The sequence below is a fragment of the uncultured Luteimonas sp. genome (genome assembly GCF_947492465.1).
Classification (GTDB): domain Bacteria; phylum Pseudomonadota; class Gammaproteobacteria; order Xanthomonadales; family Xanthomonadaceae; genus Luteimonas.
In genome coordinates, this window is sequence record NZ_CANLNF010000003.1 from 73,032 (window position 1) to 94,948 (window position 21,917).

18 protein-coding genes and 1 pseudogene are annotated in these 21,917 nt (G+C 63.2%); 10 read left to right on the top strand and 9 right to left on the bottom strand.

Going from position 1 to position 21,917, the window contains the following annotated elements; all coding sequences use genetic code 11:
- Positions 1-488: 488 nt before the first annotated feature.
- Both Q0863_RS08485 and Q0863_RS08490 read right to left on the bottom strand, forming a co-directional pair.
- Positions 489-1,606 (bottom strand): IS3 family transposase gene (locus Q0863_RS08485; RefSeq protein WP_298577221.1). Its coding sequence is split into 2 segments (ribosomal slippage): positions 489-1,348 and positions 1,348-1,606, totalling 1,119 coding nucleotides; the frame shifts between segments, so codons are not numbered across the junction.
- Positions 1,587-2,255, bottom strand: a complete 669-nt coding sequence (locus tag Q0863_RS08490; RefSeq protein ID WP_298577222.1) for a helix-turn-helix domain-containing protein — start codon at positions 2,253-2,255, stop codon at positions 1,587-1,589. The genes Q0863_RS08485 and Q0863_RS08490 overlap by 20 nt, the downstream gene beginning before the upstream one ends.
- A gap of 299 nt (positions 2,256-2,554) precedes the next feature.
- Between Q0863_RS08490 and Q0863_RS08495 the strand changes: the two genes are divergently transcribed.
- Positions 2,555-2,983 (top strand): hypothetical protein, encoded by a 429-nt coding sequence (locus Q0863_RS08495; RefSeq protein ID WP_298577223.1) that lies wholly within the window; start codon positions 2,555-2,557, stop codon positions 2,981-2,983.
- A 365-nt stretch (positions 2,984-3,348) separates the two neighbouring features.
- Here the strand turns inward: Q0863_RS08495 and Q0863_RS08500 are convergent, their stop codons facing one another.
- The 4 genes from Q0863_RS08500 to Q0863_RS08515 are packed head-to-tail and all read right to left on the bottom strand — an operon-like array spanning position 3,349 to position 9,569.
- Positions 3,349-3,624, bottom strand: coding sequence for a hypothetical protein (locus Q0863_RS08500; RefSeq protein WP_298577225.1), 276 nt, complete (start codon positions 3,622-3,624; stop codon positions 3,349-3,351).
- A 30-nt stretch (positions 3,625-3,654) separates the two neighbouring features.
- Positions 3,655-5,862 carry a DEAD/DEAH box helicase gene (locus Q0863_RS08505; RefSeq protein WP_298577227.1) on the bottom strand — a complete coding sequence of 736 codons (2,208 nt, stop codon included), beginning with the start codon at positions 5,860-5,862 and terminating at the stop codon, positions 3,655-3,657.
- 6 nt (positions 5,863-5,868) lie between these two features.
- A complete protein-coding gene (locus Q0863_RS08510; RefSeq protein ID WP_298577228.1) occupies positions 5,869-7,167 on the bottom strand; it encodes an ATP-binding protein in 1,299 nt (432 codons plus the stop codon).
- Complete coding sequence (locus Q0863_RS08515) at positions 7,164-9,569, bottom strand: TerB N-terminal domain-containing protein (RefSeq protein WP_298577230.1); 2,406 nt, start codon at positions 9,567-9,569, stop codon at positions 7,164-7,166. Before Q0863_RS08515 ends, Q0863_RS08510 begins: the two co-directional genes overlap by 4 nt.
- Before the next feature lie 1,559 nt (positions 9,570-11,128).
- Between Q0863_RS08515 and Q0863_RS08520 the strand changes: the two genes are divergently transcribed.
- On the top strand, positions 11,129-11,458 hold the full coding sequence (locus Q0863_RS08520; protein ID WP_298577232.1) for a hypothetical protein: 330 nt from the start codon (positions 11,129-11,131) through the stop codon (positions 11,456-11,458).
- A 141-nt stretch (positions 11,459-11,599) separates the two neighbouring features.
- On the opposite strand, the gene Q0863_RS08525 is transcribed toward Q0863_RS08520, so the two are convergent.
- Positions 11,600-11,845: a helix-turn-helix transcriptional regulator gene (locus tag Q0863_RS08525; RefSeq protein WP_298577233.1), complete on the bottom strand. Its 246-nt coding sequence runs from the start codon at positions 11,843-11,845 to the stop codon at positions 11,600-11,602.
- Positions 11,846-11,974: 129 nt separating this feature from the next.
- Between Q0863_RS08525 and Q0863_RS08530 the strand changes: the two genes are divergently transcribed.
- The 5 genes from Q0863_RS08530 to Q0863_RS08550 all read left to right on the top strand — a co-directional run bounded on the left by Q0863_RS08530 (position 11,975) and on the right by Q0863_RS08550 (position 15,846).
- Positions 11,975-12,232, top strand: a complete 258-nt coding sequence (locus Q0863_RS08530) for a hypothetical protein (RefSeq protein ID WP_298577235.1) — start codon at positions 11,975-11,977, stop codon at positions 12,230-12,232.
- Positions 12,233-12,257: 25 nt separating this feature from the next.
- Positions 12,258-13,559, top strand: coding sequence for a site-specific integrase (locus Q0863_RS08535; protein ID WP_298577237.1), 1,302 nt, complete (start codon positions 12,258-12,260; stop codon positions 13,557-13,559).
- 251 nt (positions 13,560-13,810) lie between these two features.
- On the top strand, positions 13,811-14,614 hold the full coding sequence (locus Q0863_RS08540; RefSeq protein WP_298577239.1) for a hypothetical protein: 804 nt from the start codon (positions 13,811-13,813) through the stop codon (positions 14,612-14,614).
- A 234-nt stretch (positions 14,615-14,848) separates the two neighbouring features.
- Positions 14,849-15,133 carry a BPSL0761 family protein gene (locus Q0863_RS08545; protein ID WP_298577240.1) on the top strand — a complete coding sequence of 95 codons (285 nt, stop codon included), beginning with the start codon at positions 14,849-14,851 and terminating at the stop codon, positions 15,131-15,133.
- Between the two features lie 239 nt (positions 15,134-15,372).
- Entirely contained in the window at positions 15,373-15,846 is a 474-nt protein-coding gene (locus Q0863_RS08550) for a hypothetical protein (RefSeq protein WP_298577243.1), read from the top strand.
- Positions 15,847-16,313: 467 nt separating this feature from the next.
- Here Q0863_RS08550 and Q0863_RS08555 read toward each other — a convergent pair whose 3' ends face one another.
- Positions 16,314-17,315 (bottom strand): hypothetical protein, encoded by a 1,002-nt coding sequence (locus tag Q0863_RS08555; RefSeq protein WP_298577245.1) that lies wholly within the window; start codon positions 17,313-17,315, stop codon positions 16,314-16,316.
- A 39-nt stretch (positions 17,316-17,354) separates the two neighbouring features.
- On the bottom strand, positions 17,355-18,947 hold the full coding sequence (locus Q0863_RS08560; RefSeq protein WP_298577247.1) for a S8 family peptidase: 1,593 nt from the start codon (positions 18,945-18,947) through the stop codon (positions 17,355-17,357).
- 382 nt (positions 18,948-19,329) lie between these two features.
- On the opposite strand from Q0863_RS08560, the pseudogene Q0863_RS08565 reads away from it, so the two are divergent.
- The 3 genes and pseudogenes from Q0863_RS08565 to Q0863_RS08575 form a co-directional block, all read left to right on the top strand.
- Positions 19,330-19,506 (top strand): annotated as a pseudogene (locus Q0863_RS08565) (transposase); the annotation flags it as partial.
- Between the two features lie 401 nt (positions 19,507-19,907).
- Positions 19,908-20,408 carry a hypothetical protein gene (locus tag Q0863_RS08570; protein ID WP_298577248.1) on the top strand — a complete coding sequence of 167 codons (501 nt, stop codon included), beginning with the start codon at positions 19,908-19,910 and terminating at the stop codon, positions 20,406-20,408.
- A 3-nt stretch (positions 20,409-20,411) separates the two neighbouring features.
- Positions 20,412-21,902: a type IV secretory system conjugative DNA transfer family protein gene (locus tag Q0863_RS08575; RefSeq protein ID WP_298577250.1), complete on the top strand. Its 1,491-nt coding sequence runs from the start codon at positions 20,412-20,414 to the stop codon at positions 21,900-21,902.
- The last annotated feature ends 15 nt before the right edge of the window (positions 21,903-21,917 follow it).

The following is a 21,917-nucleotide window of genomic DNA, read 5'->3' on the forward strand; positions in this document are numbered from 1 at the left end:
CTGATATCAACGAAATGGCCTGTGACAGGTTCTGTGACAGGTCAGGGTGTCACAGGCGCGAGCAAGTCTACGAAAACGACCCCGACACTCGAACCGGACTTCTGGGCTGGAAGAGTCTCGCGAAGCCCTGTGCGGTGCCCCAACGCTGACGCGCTCCCGGCCCAGCGGGATCCCGGGCCGCGCAAGAATGAAGGCCCCCGAATGCCATCGATTGGAGACTGCCTGGCCACCATTGGCCGCATGGTCGTGGAGGACGAGAGGGGTGCGTCCGGCGACGAACTGGTAGCACCTGAGGCTGGTCTGAGGTAGCACTGATCCCTGGGCTCGCGAAGCCGTCCCACGACTCAACACCGCGCTGTCGGTGGCCAAGCTGTAGACCGTGGTCGCCAATGGCGCCAACTGCCGTCACCAGCCCTTGATCGATGGCGGCCAAGTCAACGAATTGGCCATTCGTCAGTTCACTGTGCGGCTGCGACGTCCCCCCGCTTTCAGTAGCGGTCGGCTTTGGAGTCCGCGGTTAGGGTATCCGAGGCGGCCAAGGTTTTGGCATAGGCTTCCGGGGTGAGCCCGCCGAGTGCCTTCTTGGGCCGCTCCTCGTTGTATTCGCGGCGCCAGGTTTCGATGACCGTGCGGGCGTGCAACAGGCTGGTGAACCAGTGCTCGTTGAGGCACTCGTCGCGCAAGCGGCCGTTGAAGCTCTCGACGTAGGCGTTCTGGTTGGGCTTGCCCGGCTCGATCAGACGCAGGGCGACACCACGGGCATGCGCCCACTCGAGCATGGCCTTGCCGCAGAACTCCTTGCCGTTGTCGGTGCGGATCACCTCCGGCAGGCCGCGCTGGAGTGCGAGGCGCTCCAGGATGCGCACCACGCCATGGCCCGAGATCGCCCGCTCTACCTCGATCGCCACCGATTCGTGCGTGGCGTCGTCCACGATGGTCAGGGCCTTGAGCACCCGCCCATCGGCCGTTCGGTCGAAGACGAAGTCCATTGACCAGACCTGGTTGGCCCGATCTGGCCGCAGCAGCGGCTGCCGTTCGCCTACCGGCACCTTCTTCCGCTTCCGCCGGCGAACCTGCAGCTTCGCCTCCTGGTACAGCCGCTCCACGCGCTTGTAGTTCACGGCCACTCCTGCCTGCCTGAGCTTGAGGTGGATCATCCCGACGCCGTATCGCTTATACCGTTGGGCCAGCGCCAGGATGCGCTCCCGAAGATCGGCGTTCCGGTCAGGCGCAGGCTGGTAGCGGTACGCGCTGGCGCTCATGCGCACCACCGCCAGCGCCCGCCGTTCGCTCAACCCTCTGCCGATCATGTAGCGCACCTGCTCGCGTCGAGCCGGTGCGCTCACCACTTTTTTCGCAGGACGTCCTTGATGACCTCGTTCTCAAGCACCTGCTCGGCCAGCAGCTTCTTCAACCGGCCGTTCTCGGCTTCCAGCTCCTTCAGGCGCTTGGCGTCGGGCACGCTCATGCCCCCAAACTTGCTCCGCCACAGGTAGTACGACGCCTCGCTGAAGCCGTGCTTGCGGCACAGCTCCTTGACCGGCAGCCCCGCCTCGGCCTCACGCAGGAAGCCGATGATCTGTTCTTCAGAAAAGCGCTTCTTCACGTCCAATCTCCTTGCTCTGGGGAATTGGACTCCAGATCGCCGTGCTACTCAAAACCGGGGGGACGTCGGCTGCTTGCGACCCGTAACGGACATTCGGGTCTTCCTGGTCAGCCCAACTCAGGGAGACGCGAAGGCCGGCTGAGAAGTTGCGCCGGTATTCCGTCGGGGTCGTCCCGAACTGCTCGCTGAAGTTCTGGCGGAGGCTCAGCGCCGTCCGGAAGCCGACCTCGGTCGCGATCCGCTCGACGGGAAGCTCCGTCGTCTCCAGCAGCTGTTGGGCGCGCGCCAGTCGAGCGTTCGCGACCCATTTCGAAACTGTCGTCCCCGTCGCTTCACGGAAGCGCCGGCTAAAAGTACGTCGGCTCATATGTGCGGCGCCGGCCAGGGCACCGACCGAGAGTGGTTCGGCCAGGTGTTCCATTGCCCACTCGAGCACGCCAGGCAGTCGGTGCTCACTCGCCAGTTCAGGCACCAGCTGCTCGATGAAATGGGCTTGCCCGCCTTGCCGATGGGGAGGCGTGACGAGCATCCGAGCTACGCGGTTCGCCACATCCGCACCGTCCCGTTGGCGGACCAAGTTGAGGCAGCAGTCGATTGCTGCAGCCGTGCCTGCCGACGTCACGACGTTGTCGTCGGCGACATACAGCACTTCGGGTCGGAAGTCAGCGTCGGGAAACCGGTGAGCGAAGACGTCGCGCGCAGCCCAGTGGGTCGTCGCCTAGCGCCCGTCGAGCAAACCAGCGTCACCCAGCACGAATGCGCCTAGGCACAGGCCACGATCTGCGCCCCGCGGCGATGCGCCGTGAGTAGTGCATCGACCACTGCGGGGGAAGCAGCGGCGTCCGACTCCGACCAGGCCGATCTTCGTGCAGAACGAGCAGGATGCCGCGTCGGTCCGTAGGGACGGCTTCACCGACGTGCGCGTGGTCGGCAGCGATACCGATTTCAATGGCACGCGGCTGGTCCGTACCGGTGGCCAGCGGCACCGACGCACATATAGGCGCGCTCGGTACCATCCTCGAAACGGTCTCGGGCGTGGTCTTCGAGCGTCCGGGCCACAAGCGCGTGTACGTCGCCGGCGACACCGTCTGGCGCCCGGAGGTCGAAGCGGCAATCCGGCAGCACGACCCCGACTTGATCGTGATCAACACGGGTTACGCCCGCATCCCGAGCCTCGACAGCTCGATCATCATGGGTAAGGAAGACCTCTCACGCGCGCGGCGCCTCGCGCCGGAAGCCGTCGTGATAGGCGTGCACATGGAGTCGGTGAACCACGCCGGCCAGACGCGCCAGGAACTGCGCGAGTTCATCGCCAAGCAGCAGCTCGATGCGAATCGCACGCGTGTACCCGACGACGGAGAGCCGTCTCGCTTCTAGGAACACATCTACGGACCGGCGTGCCGGCGGCGACGCCGTCGGCGACGGAGACTCTGGGCATGGGATCGATGCCAACAACCGCATCTCCGCCGAGCAGACCATCGTTTCCACAGCAAGTCCGACGGCTGGCCGACGGGACGCTACCGCGTGGAGACTTCGCAGGACGGCAATGTCGTCGATACGCGGGAGTTCGAGGTGCGGTAGGGTCAGGTATCTCCTTGCTGGTCTCCGGGAGCGGCTCGGCGCGTCGCTCCCAGTCATCCTCTTTGGGCTTCTGGGCTGTCCTGCAGGGAACGCCATCAGGCGAAACGGCAGTCGGGCCGGCCCAGGATCATCCGCTGGCGCCGCAGCCGACGGATAGCTGGTTACGAAAGCACCGCGTCGGCCTTGCCCTCGGACACCAGTTGTTCGGCGGTGCGGTGCTCGAACTCGGGGATGGGGGTGTTGCGATACCAATAGAGTGCGCGCGTGCGCTCGCCGCTGATCTGGGTGGCGGTAGACAGCACTGGCAGTGCGTCGCGCATGTACTGCTGCAGCTTGGGGTTAGCGGGATCGTCGGCCGCGGTGTTGCGTAGGCCATCGGTGAGAAGGCCAGCAGTATCTTGGAGCGACCATTTGTCTGCTGGCACGCCTTGGCTCATCAAGTTGGCTCGTCTAGGCTGGCTGCAGTTTCATAGGCAATTGTCGGACCCTAGAAAGGCCCGTAGCCAACTGATCGCCTCGTCCAGGTCCAGATTTGAGGTTGCATACGTCTCGCGCAACAATGTGGGCGAGAGCAAACGGTCCCACTTCTGGCGCTCCAGGTTCCGCGCGTTTCTCAAGACTTCGCCGACGACTGGCGCGTCATCAATGGCGATGTCCGCGAGCAAGTCTTCGATCTCCTCCAGTTGCTTGCCGCCTTTTTGGATCTCTACGCCAAGCTGACCGATCGCCGCGTTGATGCCGCGCATCATCACAAGGCACGCAATTGCTTCGTTGGCAGCGTCGCCTAGCCACGTCAGCAGAATTGCCTGGCTGCCTTGATTGAGGAGCAAGCAATCTTGCATTCTCAAGTCGCGGAAGGTAGCGCGACCCTGATCGACGAAGCGCTGTGCCTCCTGGTCCAGGTAGCCCAACGAGGAAGACTGGAGGTAGATTTCGCGCATTCGCTGGCGAACGCGCGTATGGACGCGTCCACCGCCGCCATTAAACAGGGGTGGGGCGCCTGCTTTCGCAGGCAGCACATGGATAGTCTTGAGGGTGTCATCGATCTCTTGGACTTCCCAGGTGCGGCCGCCGAACAAGATGCGCTGACCGGGCATAAGCATCTGAGACACCGGCAGTGTCCCAAGCGTCTTGCCGCCGGAAACGATGCGGAACTCCTCGTCGCTGCTGAATGCCGCGTAGAACGAATAGTGGTTGACGATCTTGTCGCCTATCCGGCCGTGAAGCAGTAGTCCGGAGTGGTCCTGGACTAGAATCTCCTGCCGGCCAAGAGCTCGCAGCAACTCCGCGAATCCATCTTTCGAGACCTCTGCGAACGGGCCTGAATGAGCGCACAGCAACGCGTAGGCCTGGCCGGCACGCAGGCCGCCATACTGCGCGATTGCGGAGAGCAACTGCTGGACAAGAGTGGAGTAGTGCGCTCCGCCCACCGTTGGAGGCTCGAACCATTGCTCCAGCAGCAACGAGATTGTTGCCGCTGTCTGGACCGTGCCCAGCCGCAGCCGGGTCTGGAGGCTTGCTTTGTCGTCGATCGCATCTTCTATGACGTAGCCACGCAGGATCGCGGGCTCACCTTCTCTCCGGCCTGATCGTCCCAGACGCTGCCGGAGGCTGGCAACCGATGGTGGGGTGCCGATCTGTGCCACGCTCTTGACCGCGCCAATATCGATGCCGAGCTCCAGGGTGCTGGTGCATACAGCCGTGGCTGGGCGTTCACGCTGCTTCAAGGCAGCTTCGGTCTCGTAGCGTATCTCCTTGGAGAGGTTGCCGTGGTGAGGCCAGAACTCGCGCGGGAGCATCTCCCGCTCGCACAGTTCGTTTAGGAGGTGGGTGTATCGCTCGACTTCCTGTCGGCTGTTGGGGAAGATCAGATTGTTGGAGCCACGTAGAACCCCGAACATGTGCCGGGCGACTTCCCGCGTTGCCCGGTCGGTGTGATCCTCGCTGCCGTCGCCGTCTGAGCCATCTTGCTTCGGTGGTTCCTCGTAGCCCTTTACCTTGATCAGCAGCTGGCCGCCAGCCGACGGGGTATCAACGATAGCCGCTTTGCCATCGGACCGCAGGAACCGCGCGGCAAGGGTCATGTCGCCCAACGTCGCAGACAAACCGACCCGCGCAACTCTCCGATCAATAGCCACTTCGATGCGATGCATGAGCGACTGGAGCTGCTTTCCGCGTTCTGAACCGATGAAGGCATGCAGCTCGTCGACCACGAAGAAGGTGCTGCGGGTGAACAGTCCGGCCACACTTGTGCCGCGGTTGCACAGCGTGGCTTCCAGGGACTCCGGGGTGATGAGAAGGACCCCGTGGGGCTTGGTGAGGAACTTGCGCTTGCTAGTAGCGGTGACGTCCCCGTGCCATGGCCACACTGGCACATCGAGGTTCTCGCACAGCCGGCCCAGCCGCTCGAACTGGTCGTTGATTAGGGCCTTGAGCGGGCTGATGTAGACGATCAAGCCGCGGGCGGGTTGTTGGAGAAGGTGCGTCAGGGCCGGAAGAAATGCCGCTTCGGTCTTACCGGAGGCCGTGCTGGCGGCCACGATGACGTCCTGGTCCCCCGGCAGGATCACCGGGATGGCGCGCTCCTGGACTTCGCGCAGGGCGCCCCAGCCCTCCGCCCACAGATAGTGCTGGATCCGTGGATCGAGCTGAAGGAAGGCCTGGGAAACTGACATCGGGTGTCAGAGCTTGAAGGCAGCGAGCTCGTCGTCTTCCTCCACGGTTAGGTCCGTATCGCCTCCATGATCGACCTCTACCTTGACTTCGCCGATCAGGCTCTTCCAGTCCGTGCCTGGGTTCTGTTCCAAGATGGCGAGCAGGTTGATGAAGGAGATGATCGTCGTGCGTGGTGTGCGGAAGAAGCTGTCGCCAATGCGATTGGCGCAATGCTCCATGAAGGTAGCGATTGCCGGGTCAGGGAAGAGATAGCGGTCGGTCTGGCCGCCGGCATAGACGTGGCGGATCTTGCCCAGGAGCAGGTAGAAATCTTCGAGGGTGAGACTGGAGAGCCGCAGCACAGGGCCGCTGAAATCGACCAGATCGCCTGCGGCAAATGTGTTCTGGGCCAGGCGGCTTTGGAGGGCGGAATAGCTGTAAACGCCGCGACGGGGATCCATGAGGAACTCTGGCGTCCCGCCCAGAACGAAGCCGAGGCCAACCGCTGTGCCTTGGAGCGAGTCGTTGAGCATGCGCAGGATCTGCTCGTAGTTCGAGCTGCGGGCTTGGGCATTGGCGAGCTTGTAGAGGTTGACCAACTCATCCAGGCACACGAACAGCCCGGAATACCCGGCCAGACGCACGAACCGGGCGACCAGCTTGAGCTGGTCGTAGACAGAAGCGTCATCGACGATCGTGCGCACACCCAATGCGTTGCGGGCATCGGTCCTCGTCGCGAACTCGCCGCGTAGCCAGCGAATCGCATCGGATTTGAGCTGTTCGTTGCCGTCCTCAGCCCCCCGGCAATACGCTGCGATCACATCGGCAAAGTCGTAGCCGTTCACCAGTTCGGTCAGCTGCTCAAGCTTTGACCGGATCACCTGCTCTGTTGCGGCGCCCTGGGCCTTCGCCTCTGTCTTCGCAGTCGAGATGAACTTCTCGACCACGCCCGCAAGCGCCCCGCCTTCGGGCTTGGTGCGCGTGGCCAAGTTGCGCATGAGCTCGGCATACAGGGAGCGCGCTTGGCCGCCAGAGGCGTGGAGACGACGATCCGGATTGAGGTCGGCATTGGCCACCACTAGCTTCCGTTCCATGGCGATGGCGCGGATCAGGTTCAGGAAGAAGGTCTTGCCTGCGCCGTACTCGCCGATGACGAACCGGAATGAGGATCCGCCATCAGCGATGCGGTCGATGTCCGCGACCAGCGCCTCGATCTCGCGCGCGCGCGCCACTTGGATCAAATGCTGCCCCATCCGGGGAACGACACCCGCGCGAAGGGATTGGATGACGGCGTCGCGGTCCTTGGGACGAATGGCAGTGGTCATGCTTCCAGCTTCTCCAACAGATCGATGTTGACTGTAAGCGGATCGTCACCCTCGCAAAGCGGCTCGTCAAACGCGTCGAAGGAAGCTTCGTTGATCTGCTCCAGCGCCCCGTCGAGCATGAGGTCCAAATCAGCCGCCGCATCCTCCAACTCCGTGCGCGACCACTCTGCCCGAGACAGCAGCAGCCGGACTAAGGCCGCATGGGCCTCGTCCAGATTCAGCGGTGAAGACGTGTCAGCCTCGGCATCGGCCTCCACCACGACAGGCTGAGGCGGTTCGGGCGGTGCTGGGGCTTCGTCGGTAAAGATGGAGGACAGCAGGGCCGAAACCTTGGCGGTGTCCGCCTGTAGAGCCGCAAGACGGTCGGCATCCAGACGGAAGCCTTCCTTCTCGGCTCTGCGCACAGAGACGGGCGTGCCGCCAGCACCGAGGGCATGGACATCGCTGAAAACGCGCTTGGTCTCCACTCCGAGAGCCTTGTAGACCTTCTCCAGGAACTTCACTTCGTCCGGAGACACCAGCCCGTCCGATTGCGCCAACGTGGCCATGAAGGCGGCCAGCGTCTCCCTGGCAGCCGCGGGTAGCGGCTCAAGCTTCTTCTTCATCCCGGCCAACGTCGGCGGGGAGGTGGTGAGCCACTGGAGATGCGCTTGTAGCCTGCGACGCTCGGCCGGGGTCAGATGCGCCCAGCCTTCGATCTCCGCTCGCAAGTGCGCCACTTCCTGGTCATTGAAGTCACCGTCAGAGTTGGCCATGGCAGACGCTAGCTGGAGCGTTAGGGCGGCTGTCTGGTATTCCGCGCCCGACCCGACCTGGGAGTCCATGAATGGCTGAGCAAAGAGCACCACAGTGTCCCGTTCGCCTGGCGCGCGAGCGCCGGCCATCACGTGAGGCTCCAGCCCGATGCTGGCACCCTCCAAGGCACGCGCCAGTGAGCGGACTCGCTCCCGATTGATTGGAGGCTTCAGCCCTCCAAGTGCGGAGAGTAGCTCCCCTAGGGGTAGGGACAGCCTACCTTCGCGCATGCGGATGGTAAGGGCCTGAAGCCTGGCGCGCATGCCTTCCGGCCACAGCGAGGCAGGCAGCAGCAAGGCTGCTTCCAGCCCGCCGCTCGCTGTCGGATCCTTACCCACCATGCGGCTGTAGGCACCGAGCTCGGCATTGCACTGCAGGGCAATCTCGCCCAGCTTCTTGATCGGGGCGGTGAGTGCCGTGACATCGGGCACGTCGCCGAAGCTCATCGTGATCTTGGCGCCTCTCAGCCCGGACGAAGCGGCTTGATAGACGAACTTCAACTTGGTCCTGTTCTTGGGCAGCACCAGCCCGGCCCCGAACGCCTCTTGATAGCGCTGGATGAAGAGTCGGCCGAACTCCTCGGGACAGCGGGTCGCGGCACTCCGCAACCGTATCTCCGGGCTCAGCCGGACCCAGGCCAGAGCCAGAGCAGCCGGCAGAGGATGGCGGTCGACAGAGGTTTGGCCAAGCGCGAGGCGCAGGTAGGGCGGCAGCTCATAAGTGCGCGGGAAGTCAGGGACCGGCTTCTCGTAGAGCTTGCTCGACCCACCGTCGAGCTCCATCCAGCTGAGCAACTCGCCCGCATATCGCTTGAAGGATCCTGATCGCTCCCCATAGATCCTCAGGAGCCTGCGGATCTCCGCCAGGATGCCTGGCCATTCCCCGCGTGCCTCTTCTTCGTTCTTGCTGTCGACGAAGATCCGGCGCTCCAGGCCGTAGAAGAACAGGAACACGAGGCCGATGTCGCAGTCCGGGTGCGATCTTCCCTCCGCCAGCCATTGAAGGTATGCGCGTCGTGCGTGAGGGGTAATGTCGCCGTAGCTGGGCCAGTAGTTGGTGTGCTGCACGCGATAATCACCGTGGGCTGCGACTCGCAAGCGCGGATTGATCAGCGCCGGCTCATCATCGCCATTGAGCGCAGCCAGATGGGGGCCGACATAGAGCATGCCGCCTGGTATGGTCAGGCCCCCAATTTGAACTGTTTCGCTTGCTCTGACCCAGCGCGTTGCCGTGAGCCCGGGCGGTGGCGGAGGCAGCACATGCGTTGAGCAGTCGTGCTGAGCCTCGAGCAGATTGGCGGCAAAGAACCGCTCCTCTTTCTCCGGGTCGCTTCGGAGCAAGCGCATAAAATCGCCGAGGGTGCGCTCTGCGAAAGATGGCTCGGCAGGTGGATCGCAACTTGAACTCGGTGCTGCGGGCGTGGGCTGAGGCGCGACTGCAGACCGCTCTGCATCGAAACTCTCCGCAGACTTAGCCGCCAATACTGAGTGAAGATCATTCTCGCGGTGTGAATTCTGGGACGCTGACTTCGGTGCGATGTCAGCCCTTGACGTCACCGGATACTTCTGGCGCAAATGGTCCGCACGCTCGCGATTCTTCTTGGCCACCGTCTCCCGTTCCGACTTCCAAGAGTTTGGCTGAGCATCTGCAGTCGCCCTTTCAACTGCGAGTACCCCGGACTCGCGTCCCAATGCGGTTTCCGTTTCCGCTTCGACCTGCATGCTGCCACCAACATTCGCAACTGATGCATCGTTAGTAGGCAGTGCGACTTGATCCGTGCGCGGAAGCTTTTCGCGCAGATACCTGGCGCGCTCGCGATTCGTCTTCGCGAGAGCGTCTCGTCCCGTCGTCCACGACGTCGGTTGAGCTTCGAATCTCTCGTGCTTGGCATCCTCTACTAGGTAAGGCGCTCTATGGAGCACAGACTGATTATCAACATCACAGGGTGACGCTTCTGGTCTAGGCCCAGCGACTGCGGCCGCGCCGGCGTGCGCAGCGTGGTTGATGGAGGGCAGTTTGTCGTGAATGTTGCCGGGATCTATCTGGACGCCCTGAGCTGGCACGCTCCGAGCAGCGCTCAACCCGGCCGAACCTGGCGCACGTGGTGCTGTAGGTCTCGCCGTGGCGGAACCAGGGCGGTAACTTTGCTTATCGAGTTTGGCGTTCGCCATGAGCTCGGCCAAGGTCGGCTCGTAGGCTGACGGCTCAGGGGTCCGCGGGACCTCCGAGGTGCCCGGCGAGGTCTTGGCCCCAAGAAGCTTGACGGCGACGTAACCCGCCCCCGCAACAACCAGCAGGATCCCAAGACCGATCCACACTTCCTTGGGCACCACGAGTATGAGCGCTATCACGCCCACGATGAGCCAAGAACCGGCACCGGCAGACCGCTTCGCCATTTCCGCCACCTCCGGCCGCTCTTGCGGCCCGCGCCCGGCAGGGCACACGTCCCCGATGCGAAGCATACGACATGCCAACGGGCGAATCCCCAAGGCAACCGGTGGGAGGGGTCTCGAAGGGACAGCTGTCGGCAGTAGGAGCGCCCCGGCACAGCTTTAGTCCTTGCCCGAGGGACCGGCAATTTTGTTACAGAGCGGCGTCCATTCCTGGTGCAAGGCCGTGCTGCCGGGCCAAGATCATCTCGCCACCGCCGCCCCGGGGGCAGTTGGGTCAGATCGATCTGGGCTGTAGGGAGACTCCGACGCGCCTTGATCCCGCCACAAGGTTCCATCTGGGGATGGGCAAGATGCTCGTTAGGCATCACCAGTGGACGGTCCCGGCCGAGGGGAAGCATTGCGGCGGTCAAGACGGATGGCGGTTTCACTCCGCTTTGCGGATAACCCCGGGGGCCAGCCCTGTGACGTGCTGTTGGTTTCGAGCAGACGCACCGTGCGCTGGCGCAACTCCTCTCCGCCTTGGTGAAGAAGCAACAGGCTGGCGGGAACCCAGTCCAGCGGCACTCGCACCTGAAGCCGGACCGGGATGGACAACCCGCCCCCGTCGGCGTAGCGCAGACCTTGCGCTCGCTGGCGCATGGCACCCGTTTTGGCAAAGCTGGAAACGGTACTGCGGCAGTAGTCCCTGATTCCATGGCCTTCTCTTTAGGCCTAGGCGGCAACGGGTGACGCTGCGGACAAGGCCGAGAGAAACGCCATGACCAGCAAACGCCATGACCAGCAACTCTGTGCTGCCGTCCACGCTGGACGGCTTAAAGCGCCTCGCCAAGGGCATCGAGCGCGCCGACTCCACCCTCACCCACCTGCAGGCCCTCGAGCGGGCCGCGGTGCGCTGTGGGTACAACAACTTCACCGAGGCCAGACGCCGCATGGGCCGCGGGCCAGCAGTCGTGCCGGCCGCTCCGTTGTTGGACGTCTACCTCACCGCCTATTGGCGCGAGCAGCGCGTCCCGGAGAACCGCACCTCCGGCCGCGAGACGATGCAATTAGAAGACGAGTTCGGGGTGTTGATTGTCTGCGCGATGGCTAAACGGACGGCATAGGTGGTCCAGCTCATCCGCAACTCCTCTAGAAGCTCGGAATGGTGCTTCCTTCCGCTCACGATCTGTCTGGCTTTAGCGGCAGGATCCGAGGCTTTACCTCTGCGCTCGAGGCAGGCGCAACTTGAGATCTAGTTCAGCTCATCACCCGCTGGTCAGACTCCCAATGTCCTCATCAACGTATGTCAGCAGCTCGCCTGGCTGACAGCCGAAGTACTTGCAGAGCCTATCGATGATGTCCGTGCCGATGTTCGCGCCGGGATGATTGGCCATCTTCGACAGCGTTGCCCGATGAATGCCCGTCGCATCTGCCACTTCTGTCAGGGGCACGACACGCCGCTCCTTGAAGGCCTTGTCCGCGATCAGCTCGGCGAGACGGAATCTAATCATGAATAACTCATAAATATCGTCGCCTATGGGCGACATGCGTCGTTGACAGTCGCCGCTCGTCGTCTATGATCGTCAACAAGCGTCGCCTATGCGCGACAGCCGTTGACGAAACTCGACAGGACCAGCCAGATGGAAACTTACATCACCACCGATGAACTCGCCACCCGCATCCACTACGACGCAAGGACCATTCGCACCCGCCTGAAGGACGCCGTGCTGCTGGAGGGCGTTCACTACATTCGCCCCTTCGGCGGGCGGAAGCTCCTCTTCATCTGGGAGGCGATCCAGCGGGACATTGGCAAGTTCTCCGCCGGCCGGGCACCGATGGGCAACGCCGCGATTGGCGGCGGCATCCCGATGGCCAGCGGTGGCGTCGTCCATGGCTAAGGTCCGCGCCCGCCCCGAGTCCGGGATGCTGTACCTGGACTTCTTCTACCGCGGCGTGCGCTGCCGGGAGCAGACGACCCTGCCCGACACCGCGGAGAACCGCCGCCGGGTGCAGACCCTGATGAACCGGATCTCCAAGGAGATCAAGCAGGGCCTGTTCGACTACTCGGCGACGTTTCCGGGAAGCACCAAGGCAGCCCAGTTCGCCGGGCTACCTGCGGCCGTCGGCAACGTTGCCCTGACCACCGCACGCGGCAATTTCCTACCCGCGGCCCCGGCGATTCCCGACACGCCGAGCTTCTCGGACTTCTCCGTGACCTGGCGTAAGGAAATGGCCCCCCAGTGGCGGCGCCAGCACCGCGACAGCGTGGACGCGACGTTCGATGCCCACCTGCTAGCGGAGTTCGGGGACCGGCCGGTCGGCTCGATCACCAAGGCGGACGTGCTGACCTTTCGCGCCAGGCTGGCGGAACTGCCTGGTCGCTCCAGCCAGAAGCTGTCCCCGACCACCGTCAACCGCACGATGGGGCTCCTGCGCCAGTGCCTGACCGAGGCCAGCGAACGCTTCGGCACTCCGGACCCCTTCAAGGGCGTAAGGCGGCTCAAGGGGCGGCGCCCCGACGTCAAGCCGTTCTCGCTCGAAGAGGTAGAGAAGGTCCGGACCACCATTCGGCCGGATTACCGGAACTACGTCACCTGTCGGTTCTTCACCGGAATGCGCACCGGGGAGATCAACGGCCTGAAGTGGAAGTACGTGGACTTCGAACATGAAGTGATCAAGGTCCGCGAGGTGTTCTCGGCAGGCGAGGCGGAGGAGAACGCCAAGACGGAAAGTTCCATCCGCGATATCCCGATGCTACCCATGGTCAAGGAGGCGCTACGGCAGCAATGGGAAGAGCGAGATCCGGATGTCGAATACGTGTTCTGCAGCCGGGCAGGCAACCCGATCGACGCCCACAACTTCGCCAACCGCATCTGGTACCCGCTGCTGCGCTACCTCGAACTGGAGAAGCGCCGGCCCTACCAGACCCGACACACCACCGCGACGCTGATGCTGGCGTCGGGCGAGAACCCGGAGTGGATTGCACGGCTCATGGGGCACACCAATACGCAGATGCTGTTCACCGTGTACTCGCGCTTCGTGCCCAACCTGACCCGGCAGGATGGACTGGCGTTTGCCGGCCTGCTCAGCCGACAGTCCGCTACGCCGTCCGAACCGCGCCTCACGGCCAAGGATATCGACGAGCTCGATCCCGAAGACCTGCGGGAGCTTCTTAAGCGCCAGATTGCCTCCAACAAAGAGCCCGGGCGCCGCGCCCGGTCCTGACGCCGGAACGCAGGACTCCGATGAGTGAAATGAATCCTTTCAAGAGCACCATCTCTCCGGTCGAACAGCTTCCCGACAGTCTCGCAAACGCTGAAGACCAGCTAGCGGCCGCCAGCAGCAGCTGATCCGTAGCTGCACCGTGACGAGGAGAGCCGGCGTTCCCGCCCGCCCTGCCTCACCCAAGCCAATCAACGGCCCTCCACCTGCGCCCGCTGCAGTACGCCCCAACACGCCTAGAGGAACCCAGAACAATGAATCCGCATCCCCAAATCCTCCGCCCCCGCACGCTCAACGTCGTCGTCCAGCCCGGACAACTGCTTCCCGAGCACTCCCATCAAGTGAAGCTCTACAGCGAACGGAGGGTTGTCGACGCCTGGTACTGGGGTGACCTGCCTGCCGCACTCCCCGGCCGCCTCCGCAAAGCGGTGGCCTACCTCGTGCCAGTGGACGACAGGGACGAAAACCGCACCCATCACGTAGTCACCCGTTTCGACTGGTTCGAAGACATGGAGGCCTTTAACCTCGTCCCCGACACTTTCGGCACTGATGCGGAAGATGTATACCGCGGGCGAGAACTCATGGATTGGGTGAAGCACCCGGCAATCCGCCAGTTGCTCAGCGACGTGTTCACTGAGCCGGACGTCTTCTTCAACTACTGGACAGCAACCCACCGGCCGCTGGCCGAGGCTGGCAGCCTTGTACGGAACGCCGTTGTCTTCGGCGAGCACCTTCGCAACAGGACATTCCTGACCCGTGATCTCCTTGACCTCGGCATCGCCTACGCTGTCCTGCGTGACATCGGCAATGTCTGGTATCAGACCAGCGATGACTCCCCCAACACCCGCAGGAAGGCTCTGTCCGGGATGCTTCAGAAACTGAAAGGACCCCTCGCCCACTTCAAGTCGACTTGCCCGGAGTACGCTCCGATCCTGCGCGAGCTTCTGCTGGCACCGGCGCGCCCTATCACAGATCGCCGTGCGCAGATCCTGTTGCGCTATGCCAGCGAAGTGCCGGAGCACGACGGGCCGCTGATCGTCGATCACGCCTCATGGTGAAGCTGACTTGCGGGCCACCAGCGCCCGCGGCAGAACTGGGACGACATGCAGAGTTGATCGACTGTGCCGCCCCTCTCGCGTTCAGTTCCGCTCCGGCATTCAATCCTGCCGTCCGGGATGGACCGTGCAATCACCTACCTCGCGTTCGCTGGAAGGGCCTCCAGCGCCTTTTCCATCCAGTCGCACTCCCTGATATCGGGACAGGCAACCTTGATGCTCCTAAGGAGACCCCACATGACAACCGCATACGAACGCGCCCGAGCCGTAGTCTGGGCCGGCGGCTTCCTGATTGAACTCGCCCGCGACCAATCCCTGCCACTTCACATCAGACAACGCGCGGTCTGGATCGCCAGGCACTTTCCCACCTGCGGTGAGGTCGCCCTATCCGCGTCGCTCACCGAGCACGGGTATGAAACAGCTCTAGATCTGGCTCGCCCCAAAGAGGGTGACGATTGGACATCCGACTTCCAGCACGGTCCCCTGACCAGCTCTACACGGCTCGAATGGCCGGAGAAGTAGACAGATTCGCGGCTCATCAGCCCAGCGCCATGGCTGGGTCAACTCAGGCACCGGAAAGCTGAGGATGCCGATATGGTCGGTGACAAGCGACAAACCTGGCACGACGCCCTTCAGGATCTGTGCGAACCCTGGATGGTCCTGACCACGGCAATCGTTACCCTGTGTGGAAGGCTCTTTGGCCGAGCCGGGGGACAGAGATAGAACCGTCGTGGCATGGTTACTCAGAAGCCTCATGGTATATGCGTATGACTTCAAACACCGATCCCCTCCTGTCCATCCTCGAGGAGCAGTCAGCTGCCAGGCGTGCAGAACTCGCGGCGGAATGGCCCACGGCTAAGCAAGTCGGCCTAGCCATGGGACTCGATCTGGAGGACGCGTCTCGGACTGTAACCAAGTACCGTCGCGAAGGAAGGCTGCTTGGTGTTTATATGGTGGACCCCGAGCATCATTGGCGCTTCCCGATATGGCAGTTCGACGACAGGCATCAGCCGATCGTGCGCTTCGCTGATGTGCTGCAAGTTCTGCGCGGGCATGGCCCCTATCTTGACGAACGAGGGCTAACGAGCGGCTGGGGCGAGGTGGAATGGTTCCTCTCAGGGCACGTGCTGCTGGATGGCCAGGCGCCCTTTGAGGTACTCCACCAGGATCCCGATGCGGTGATTGAAGCCGCTCGAGTGGAGTACATCGAAGAAGGCAACGATGTCGGCTTCTAATGCCTTGTCGCGACCTATCGCGCCACCCTCCAACGTGGGCTTCCTCGCTCGGGACGCGACACTTCCTCGCGGACAGGCGACATTCGACTGGCAGTAGCGCGAGTGTGCCTACGCCAGTAGCTCCGAAGCCTCAGCACAGCGTCGGGCCGCGCTTCATGGCCGGTTGCATCACTACAACTGCCACCATCCCCACCGCAATAGGCGCGGCAACCACGACCTCACGAGGAGGACTCAGTCTCGCTGCCGCTTTCCTATCGACGCAGTTGCGCGAACAGCGATGCGCCGTACCAACTCCTGACCGGTATTGCATTTGCCCTCTAGCTGCACCGCTCCGAGTACCCCCAAGACGCATTCAACCCCAGACGTTCAGCAGCGGCCCACTGACGAGCAACTCGCGGGTAGTCGGAGTAGCACCCGGCCACACGGCCCTGCGACAGCGCAGAGCGACGCTTCGACAGCTGAAGCGATCAGTCGTCTTTCAGCTTGATCTTGTTCTGCAGAGCTTCGCTCAACGCTCCGGACAGATCAGAGCCGGTCGCGTCGAAGAACTCCTTAAAGATCTCGAGGCTGCGCGACGGTTTCCCGACGTCCGCCATGGTGAAGACGAACGCTTGCTTGCTCGGCGGCGGCTTGGGCAACACATGGGCGTACTGCCATGCGTCCGTCCAGTCCGGCCCTGTAAAATGGTTCTTTTTGCATGTGCCGGTCACGTTCCGAGCCTCGACTAGCTGCCCGGCAGAATCACGGCCTTCACGCGCCTTCTTGTCCTTTCTAACGGCGCAGTCCATTGATGCGACTAGCACGTCCTGAGACTTCCACGGATAGCCAGAGCCGTCGGTGTTCCGACCGAACGCGTCGATCCTGAAAGTGATTGCGATCGACACATCACCGCCGTCGTGGCTTGGCTTCTTCGGATCGATACTTGTCACTTCCTGGGCATACGGCAGAACACGAAGGAGGTCCGCTTCCCGCTTCAACCGGAGCCCCACGGTCATCCCAGCTTTGTCGTCTGCCTTGCAGTGCGCGCGTCCGGATTCAATGTCGCTGGTCGGAGCGCTGCAATGGACGCGCTGCACGAGGACGCAAGATTCGTCAGCATCCCACAGTCCGGGATCGAACATGTCACGGTAGACCTGCTTGTTGGCTGAGGTAGTGGTGTACTTGTCAATCTTCTCTTGAAGCCGCTTACTGACTGCTTTCGACCCGCGCTCGAACAACCAGTCGATGATGATGCCGCCGATGGCCCCGACCAGCGGCGCCGCCGGCGGCGCCGCAGCCTGGGGCGTGCAGGCTGCCGCGATTGTGTTGTCCATCCATGTAGCCTGTTCCTTCTCCATCAGATGATCCCCTGGCTGGAACTGGGCAACGCGAATCTCGGTGTATGGTTTCAGCGTCGTGTCGTTCGCATGACCGGCGCCGGCGTAGCAGACGAGCGCGGCGGTGCTCGCCGCGAGCAACATGGTCTTCATGGCGATTTCCCCTTCCTTTGTTGATGAAGCGATCATTGCCTACTGCATCTTGCCGACGGCTGCGGCAATCCCCTCCACGGCGCCCGCTTTCAGCTTTTCGCGATGCGCGTCGTTCTTGATGAGCGACGCCAGCTCGTACATCGCCAGCGACGCGAGCACGTCGCCGAGTTCCGTGGACGGCTGCCTCAGGCGCCCGACCCATGGGTCGATCGGCACCGGACCCTTACCGGGAACGATGACGACGCCGCCAGCGTCGTCGATGACGCCAAACAGGATGCGCACGACGATCGACCAGCGGTTGAGCTCCGGCATCGGGTAGCGAACTTCCAACGACTCGATGAGCCGCCGCAGGTCCGGCATGACTCCGATCCGGTCGGTCGCGGGGGCTTGGCTGGCGGTGTTACGTGCGGGATCGCTGAGCAGCTCCCGCATCTCGTCGGGGGTGAGGATCCTGCGAAAGACGCGCTTGTGCCAGGACTGCAGCAGCGCGGCAGCGCCTGTCACCATCGGCGACGCGCCTGAGGTTCCGCCGAAGCCGGTGGTGTAGCTGTTGGTCAGGCTGCCGGTCTGGCCGTCCCCGCAGGTGTCGATGCTGTCGCCCCAGCCGTAGCAGTCAATGCGGCTGCCAAAGTTTGAGAAACCGCTGCGCATATGGGGCACGGGCGAGCGCGCTGCACCGACGAGAATTGCCCCCGAGTCGCGGAAATCTGAACTGGCGCGATTGAGGATGCGCCGTCCGTCCGCGGTCTGGAAGGTGTCGAGGTCGACGCTGCCGTTTCCCGCGGCCTCGACCACGACGATGCCGTTGTCGACCGCATCGCGGATGGCGTCGAAGATCGCGTCGTGAACTTCAATCGGGACGTTCTGGACGGTACCGTAGCGGGTCTGTGCTTCGAGCAGCAGGACGTCGCCAGGCTCCATCACCGACGCCGCGGATACGATCGCGTCGGCGCTGTTGTAGTCGGTCATGGTGCGCCATTCCGAGACCACGCGTGTCCGCGCGCCGGGGGCGATGCCGACGACGCCGATGGTGTTGTCGACGCCGGCCAGTTCGCCGAGGACGGCTGTGCCATGCCCGTGCCAGGCGCGGTTCTGCCCCGAGATGAGGTCAATCGCCGCCGCTTGGAGATCCTCGTGGTTGAGTGTCCAGCCCTGCTCCATGTCGATGACGGTCACTCCGTCGCCGTCGCTGCGGCTCCAAGCCCAGCGCGCATCGATGCCGCGCGGCGCCGCGTCGAGATAGAGTTGGTTCGCGCTGCGTGGGTCGTCGTCCGGGTCCACCGGCGGCGGTAGCGGTTCGGGTTCGAGATAGGCCGTTTCAATGCCCGGCGTCGCGAGCAGCTCTTTCAGGACGCGCTCCGCGTCGTCAGACGACGCGAGGTCAATGACGTGGTAGCGCTGGAGCCGCCGGCGGGCTTCGCCGCCACCGACGCCCGGCTTACGTGAGGGCGGCGGCGGCGCATGGGCGCTCGGCACGTAGGGTCGAAGCCGCATGCCGTCCAAATCCTTGAAGGCGGTGCCCAGCGTTCTCGCCTGTTGGGCCGATGCGGCGGCTTCGCTGAGCCGGACGATGATGCGCCGCGGATAGTCGGAGAGAGATTGCTGTAGCGGCTTGCCTTGGTTGATTCCCATGATGCCAACTCCTTTTGATTCCCATTGGCTCGATACGCCCCTGTTTCCGGGGGTGGGGTGGGGGGGGGGGCAGATCCAGATGCGGCAGTTGTCGGGAACGGACACGATGTGCCGGCCGGACGAGCGAATCCCCGCTCGTCTCTGCGAGCCAACGCGGTGCCCTGAAGAACCCGGACGACCATTCGTCGGAAGGGCGGAGGAAGTCGATTACTCCCATCGGCCGTACGGAATTCGGTGAGCGCGACCAACAAAGTGGCCCGGTTGGATAAGCTTCGCGCGGTCGACCGTTCGTAGCGCAGCGGTTGCCCAATGGGAGCGTTCCGTGGCCTACCATTGACCTGCCCCCACTGAGCCGTACCACGCTTGGACGCAGCAGAACAGCATCCAACACCTGCTGGTCGATCCCGGCTGGCCCATGCAAAACGGCTAAATGGAGAGCTTCAACGGCAAGTTCCGGAACAAGTTCCTCAACGAGCACTGGGTCGCGTCGCTGGTCCAAGCCCGCGACGTCATCGCCGAGTGGCGCCGTGACTACAATCGGGTGCGACCGCACAGCAGCTAGGGGCGCATCCCTCCAGCCAAGCTTGCTGCCAGCCACCGAACCCAAGCCACCCCACCGCAGCACCCTTCAACCACAGGCTCTCCCAGTAACGAGTGGTACGGCTACCGGGGGCAAGTCGGCAGATGGACGTGGCGAGGGGATGAACGATAGGCTCGACACTTCCCGAACATGAGGTCGAGGCCATGCCGCATGTCCCGTTGATGATTGGGGGCTGGAAGCGCATGTCGCCTGCCCAAGCCTTACTTTTCCGCCAGCGTCTTGAGGCTGCATCACATGAGGGAGTGCAGGGAGCCCAAGGGTTGGCGGAGGGTTTGTGGGGGGAGCCGGGCTATCTCCCGTTGCGCTGCTACCCGGGATGGGTCCTGGTTGAAGCACAGGTAATCACGGCACCGGGTGAAGTGGGCACGATCGACGTGCTCTACGGTCCAAACGTGCTAGTTCTCGTCAACGGCAGCTCCGAACTCCTGCATTCGCTCAATCAGGGTGGGTGGCGCGCTGCGCCGGGAGCCCAGCCACTTGCACCTGCCCTGGCGGCTCTGGACGAGATCGTTACCGGCCCTGAGTACCTGCGCTTGTTCTGTGGCGCGGTATGGGGTAGCGAAGGTCCCTTTACGATCATCGAGCACGATCATCACCCTTTGCTGTGGGGCTATGCGCGGGACCCGGGATGGTATAGCCGCTTGCAGCCGTTAACCGCGGTTCGCGACGGTGAGGACCTGGTTGTCCGGACCACCGTCAGTTACGGCCAGGACCTGTTTTCCGCCCGCTTTCGCGTGGTCCAAGGCCTGGTTGAGATGGAGGAGGACGAGCTGATCGCATCCGATGCGGTAGCACTCCGCCGCCACCGGTCACCGGTGCGCGACCTGCATGCCTTCCCGATTGCAAATCCGGAGACCTGAGCAATGCCTTTCATCAACGCACATCCACTCAGGCTTCCCGAAAGCATCCAAGGCGAAGGTCTCCTTGTCGGCTGGTCGCTCGAAGCGCAGCGTGCACGGCAGCCGTTCGGGTTCTCGTTTGGGCAATCGCTCAAGACCACTGCGACCGGATACCTTGATCCGGTCATACTCAATGGCGAAGGGCACCTTATGACTATCGCCCCGACCGGGGCAGGCAAGGGCACCGGTTGTGTCATTCCTGCCCTGCTGCGCCACCAGGGTCCGGTGATCGTGGTCGATCCGAAGGGCGAGAACGTGGCCATTACCGCCCGCCGGCGGCGCGAGATGGGTCAGCGTGTGGTCATCATCGACCCGATGGGTATTACCGACTTCCCCAGCGGCACGCTCAACCCACTGGATGCCATCGACATCATGCAGGCCGGGGCGGTGGACGAACTGGCGGTGCTGGCGGAGGCCCTGGGCCTGGAGTCACAGGATCCGCGGAACGCATTCTGGAGCAATCGCGCCGTGCATCTGGTGATCGGCGTGTTGCTGCATGTTCTGTGCACCGAGCCGCCAGGCAGCGCCAACCTGCTGCATGCCCGTGACTTGGTGAATGCGGCGGCGGGCAACCCGGCCGAACTGGCACGTATGATGGCCGAATCCCCGCACCCGGAGGCGCGGCGGATCGCCCGTATCCTGGAGATCGCCGCATCCGAGACCATCGGTGGTTTTCTCTCTTTCGCCCAGGACATGCTGGATTTCCTGCGTGGAACGCGCATCCAGGAGAACGTCGCCAGCACGTCCTTCGACCTGGACGACGTGACCAGTGGCGGGCCGCTGTCCATCTACCTGGTGTTGCCCCCACACATGCTTGAGTCGCACAGCCGATTGCTGCGGTTGTGGATAGGCACGTTGATGTCCCTCATCACCCGCCGCCGTGCACGGCCGGAGTTGCCGACACTGTTCATCCTAGACGAGGCGGCCCAGTTGGGCGAGCTGCCGCAGCTGCGGCAGGCCATCACGCTACTGCGTGGCTATGGCATGCAGACGTGGAGTTTCTGGCAAGACGTAAGCCAGCTGCAGCTGCTGTATCCACGTGACTGGCAAACCATGGTCAACAATTGCAGAGTGCTGCAGTGCTTCGGTGCATTGAACCAGATCGCGGCCAGGGCGATGTCCGAACTGACCGGCTTTGGCGATGGCATTGGCGTGCTGGACCTGGACCGCGACGAGATGGTGTTGCAGATTGCCGGTGACCAGGCAGTGGTTGCGCGCGTCCCCAACTATTTACGTGATGCTGCTTTCGCTGAGCAGTTCGATTCGAATCCGCTGCATGAGCGCAATCGTTCCATCCTCCCCGGTTCCGGTACCCCGCAACGGTTGTACGAGCGTCCGCAACCGGCACCGGAACTGTTGCCCGTGTCCATCCTGTCTGGTGTGGCGGCTTGGGCGGCACCGGCCGATGACACGCTGTTGGCGGAGCTGCTGGTTGCGGGTGAAGGCGCGGCCTAGGGTTGGCCGGCCGGG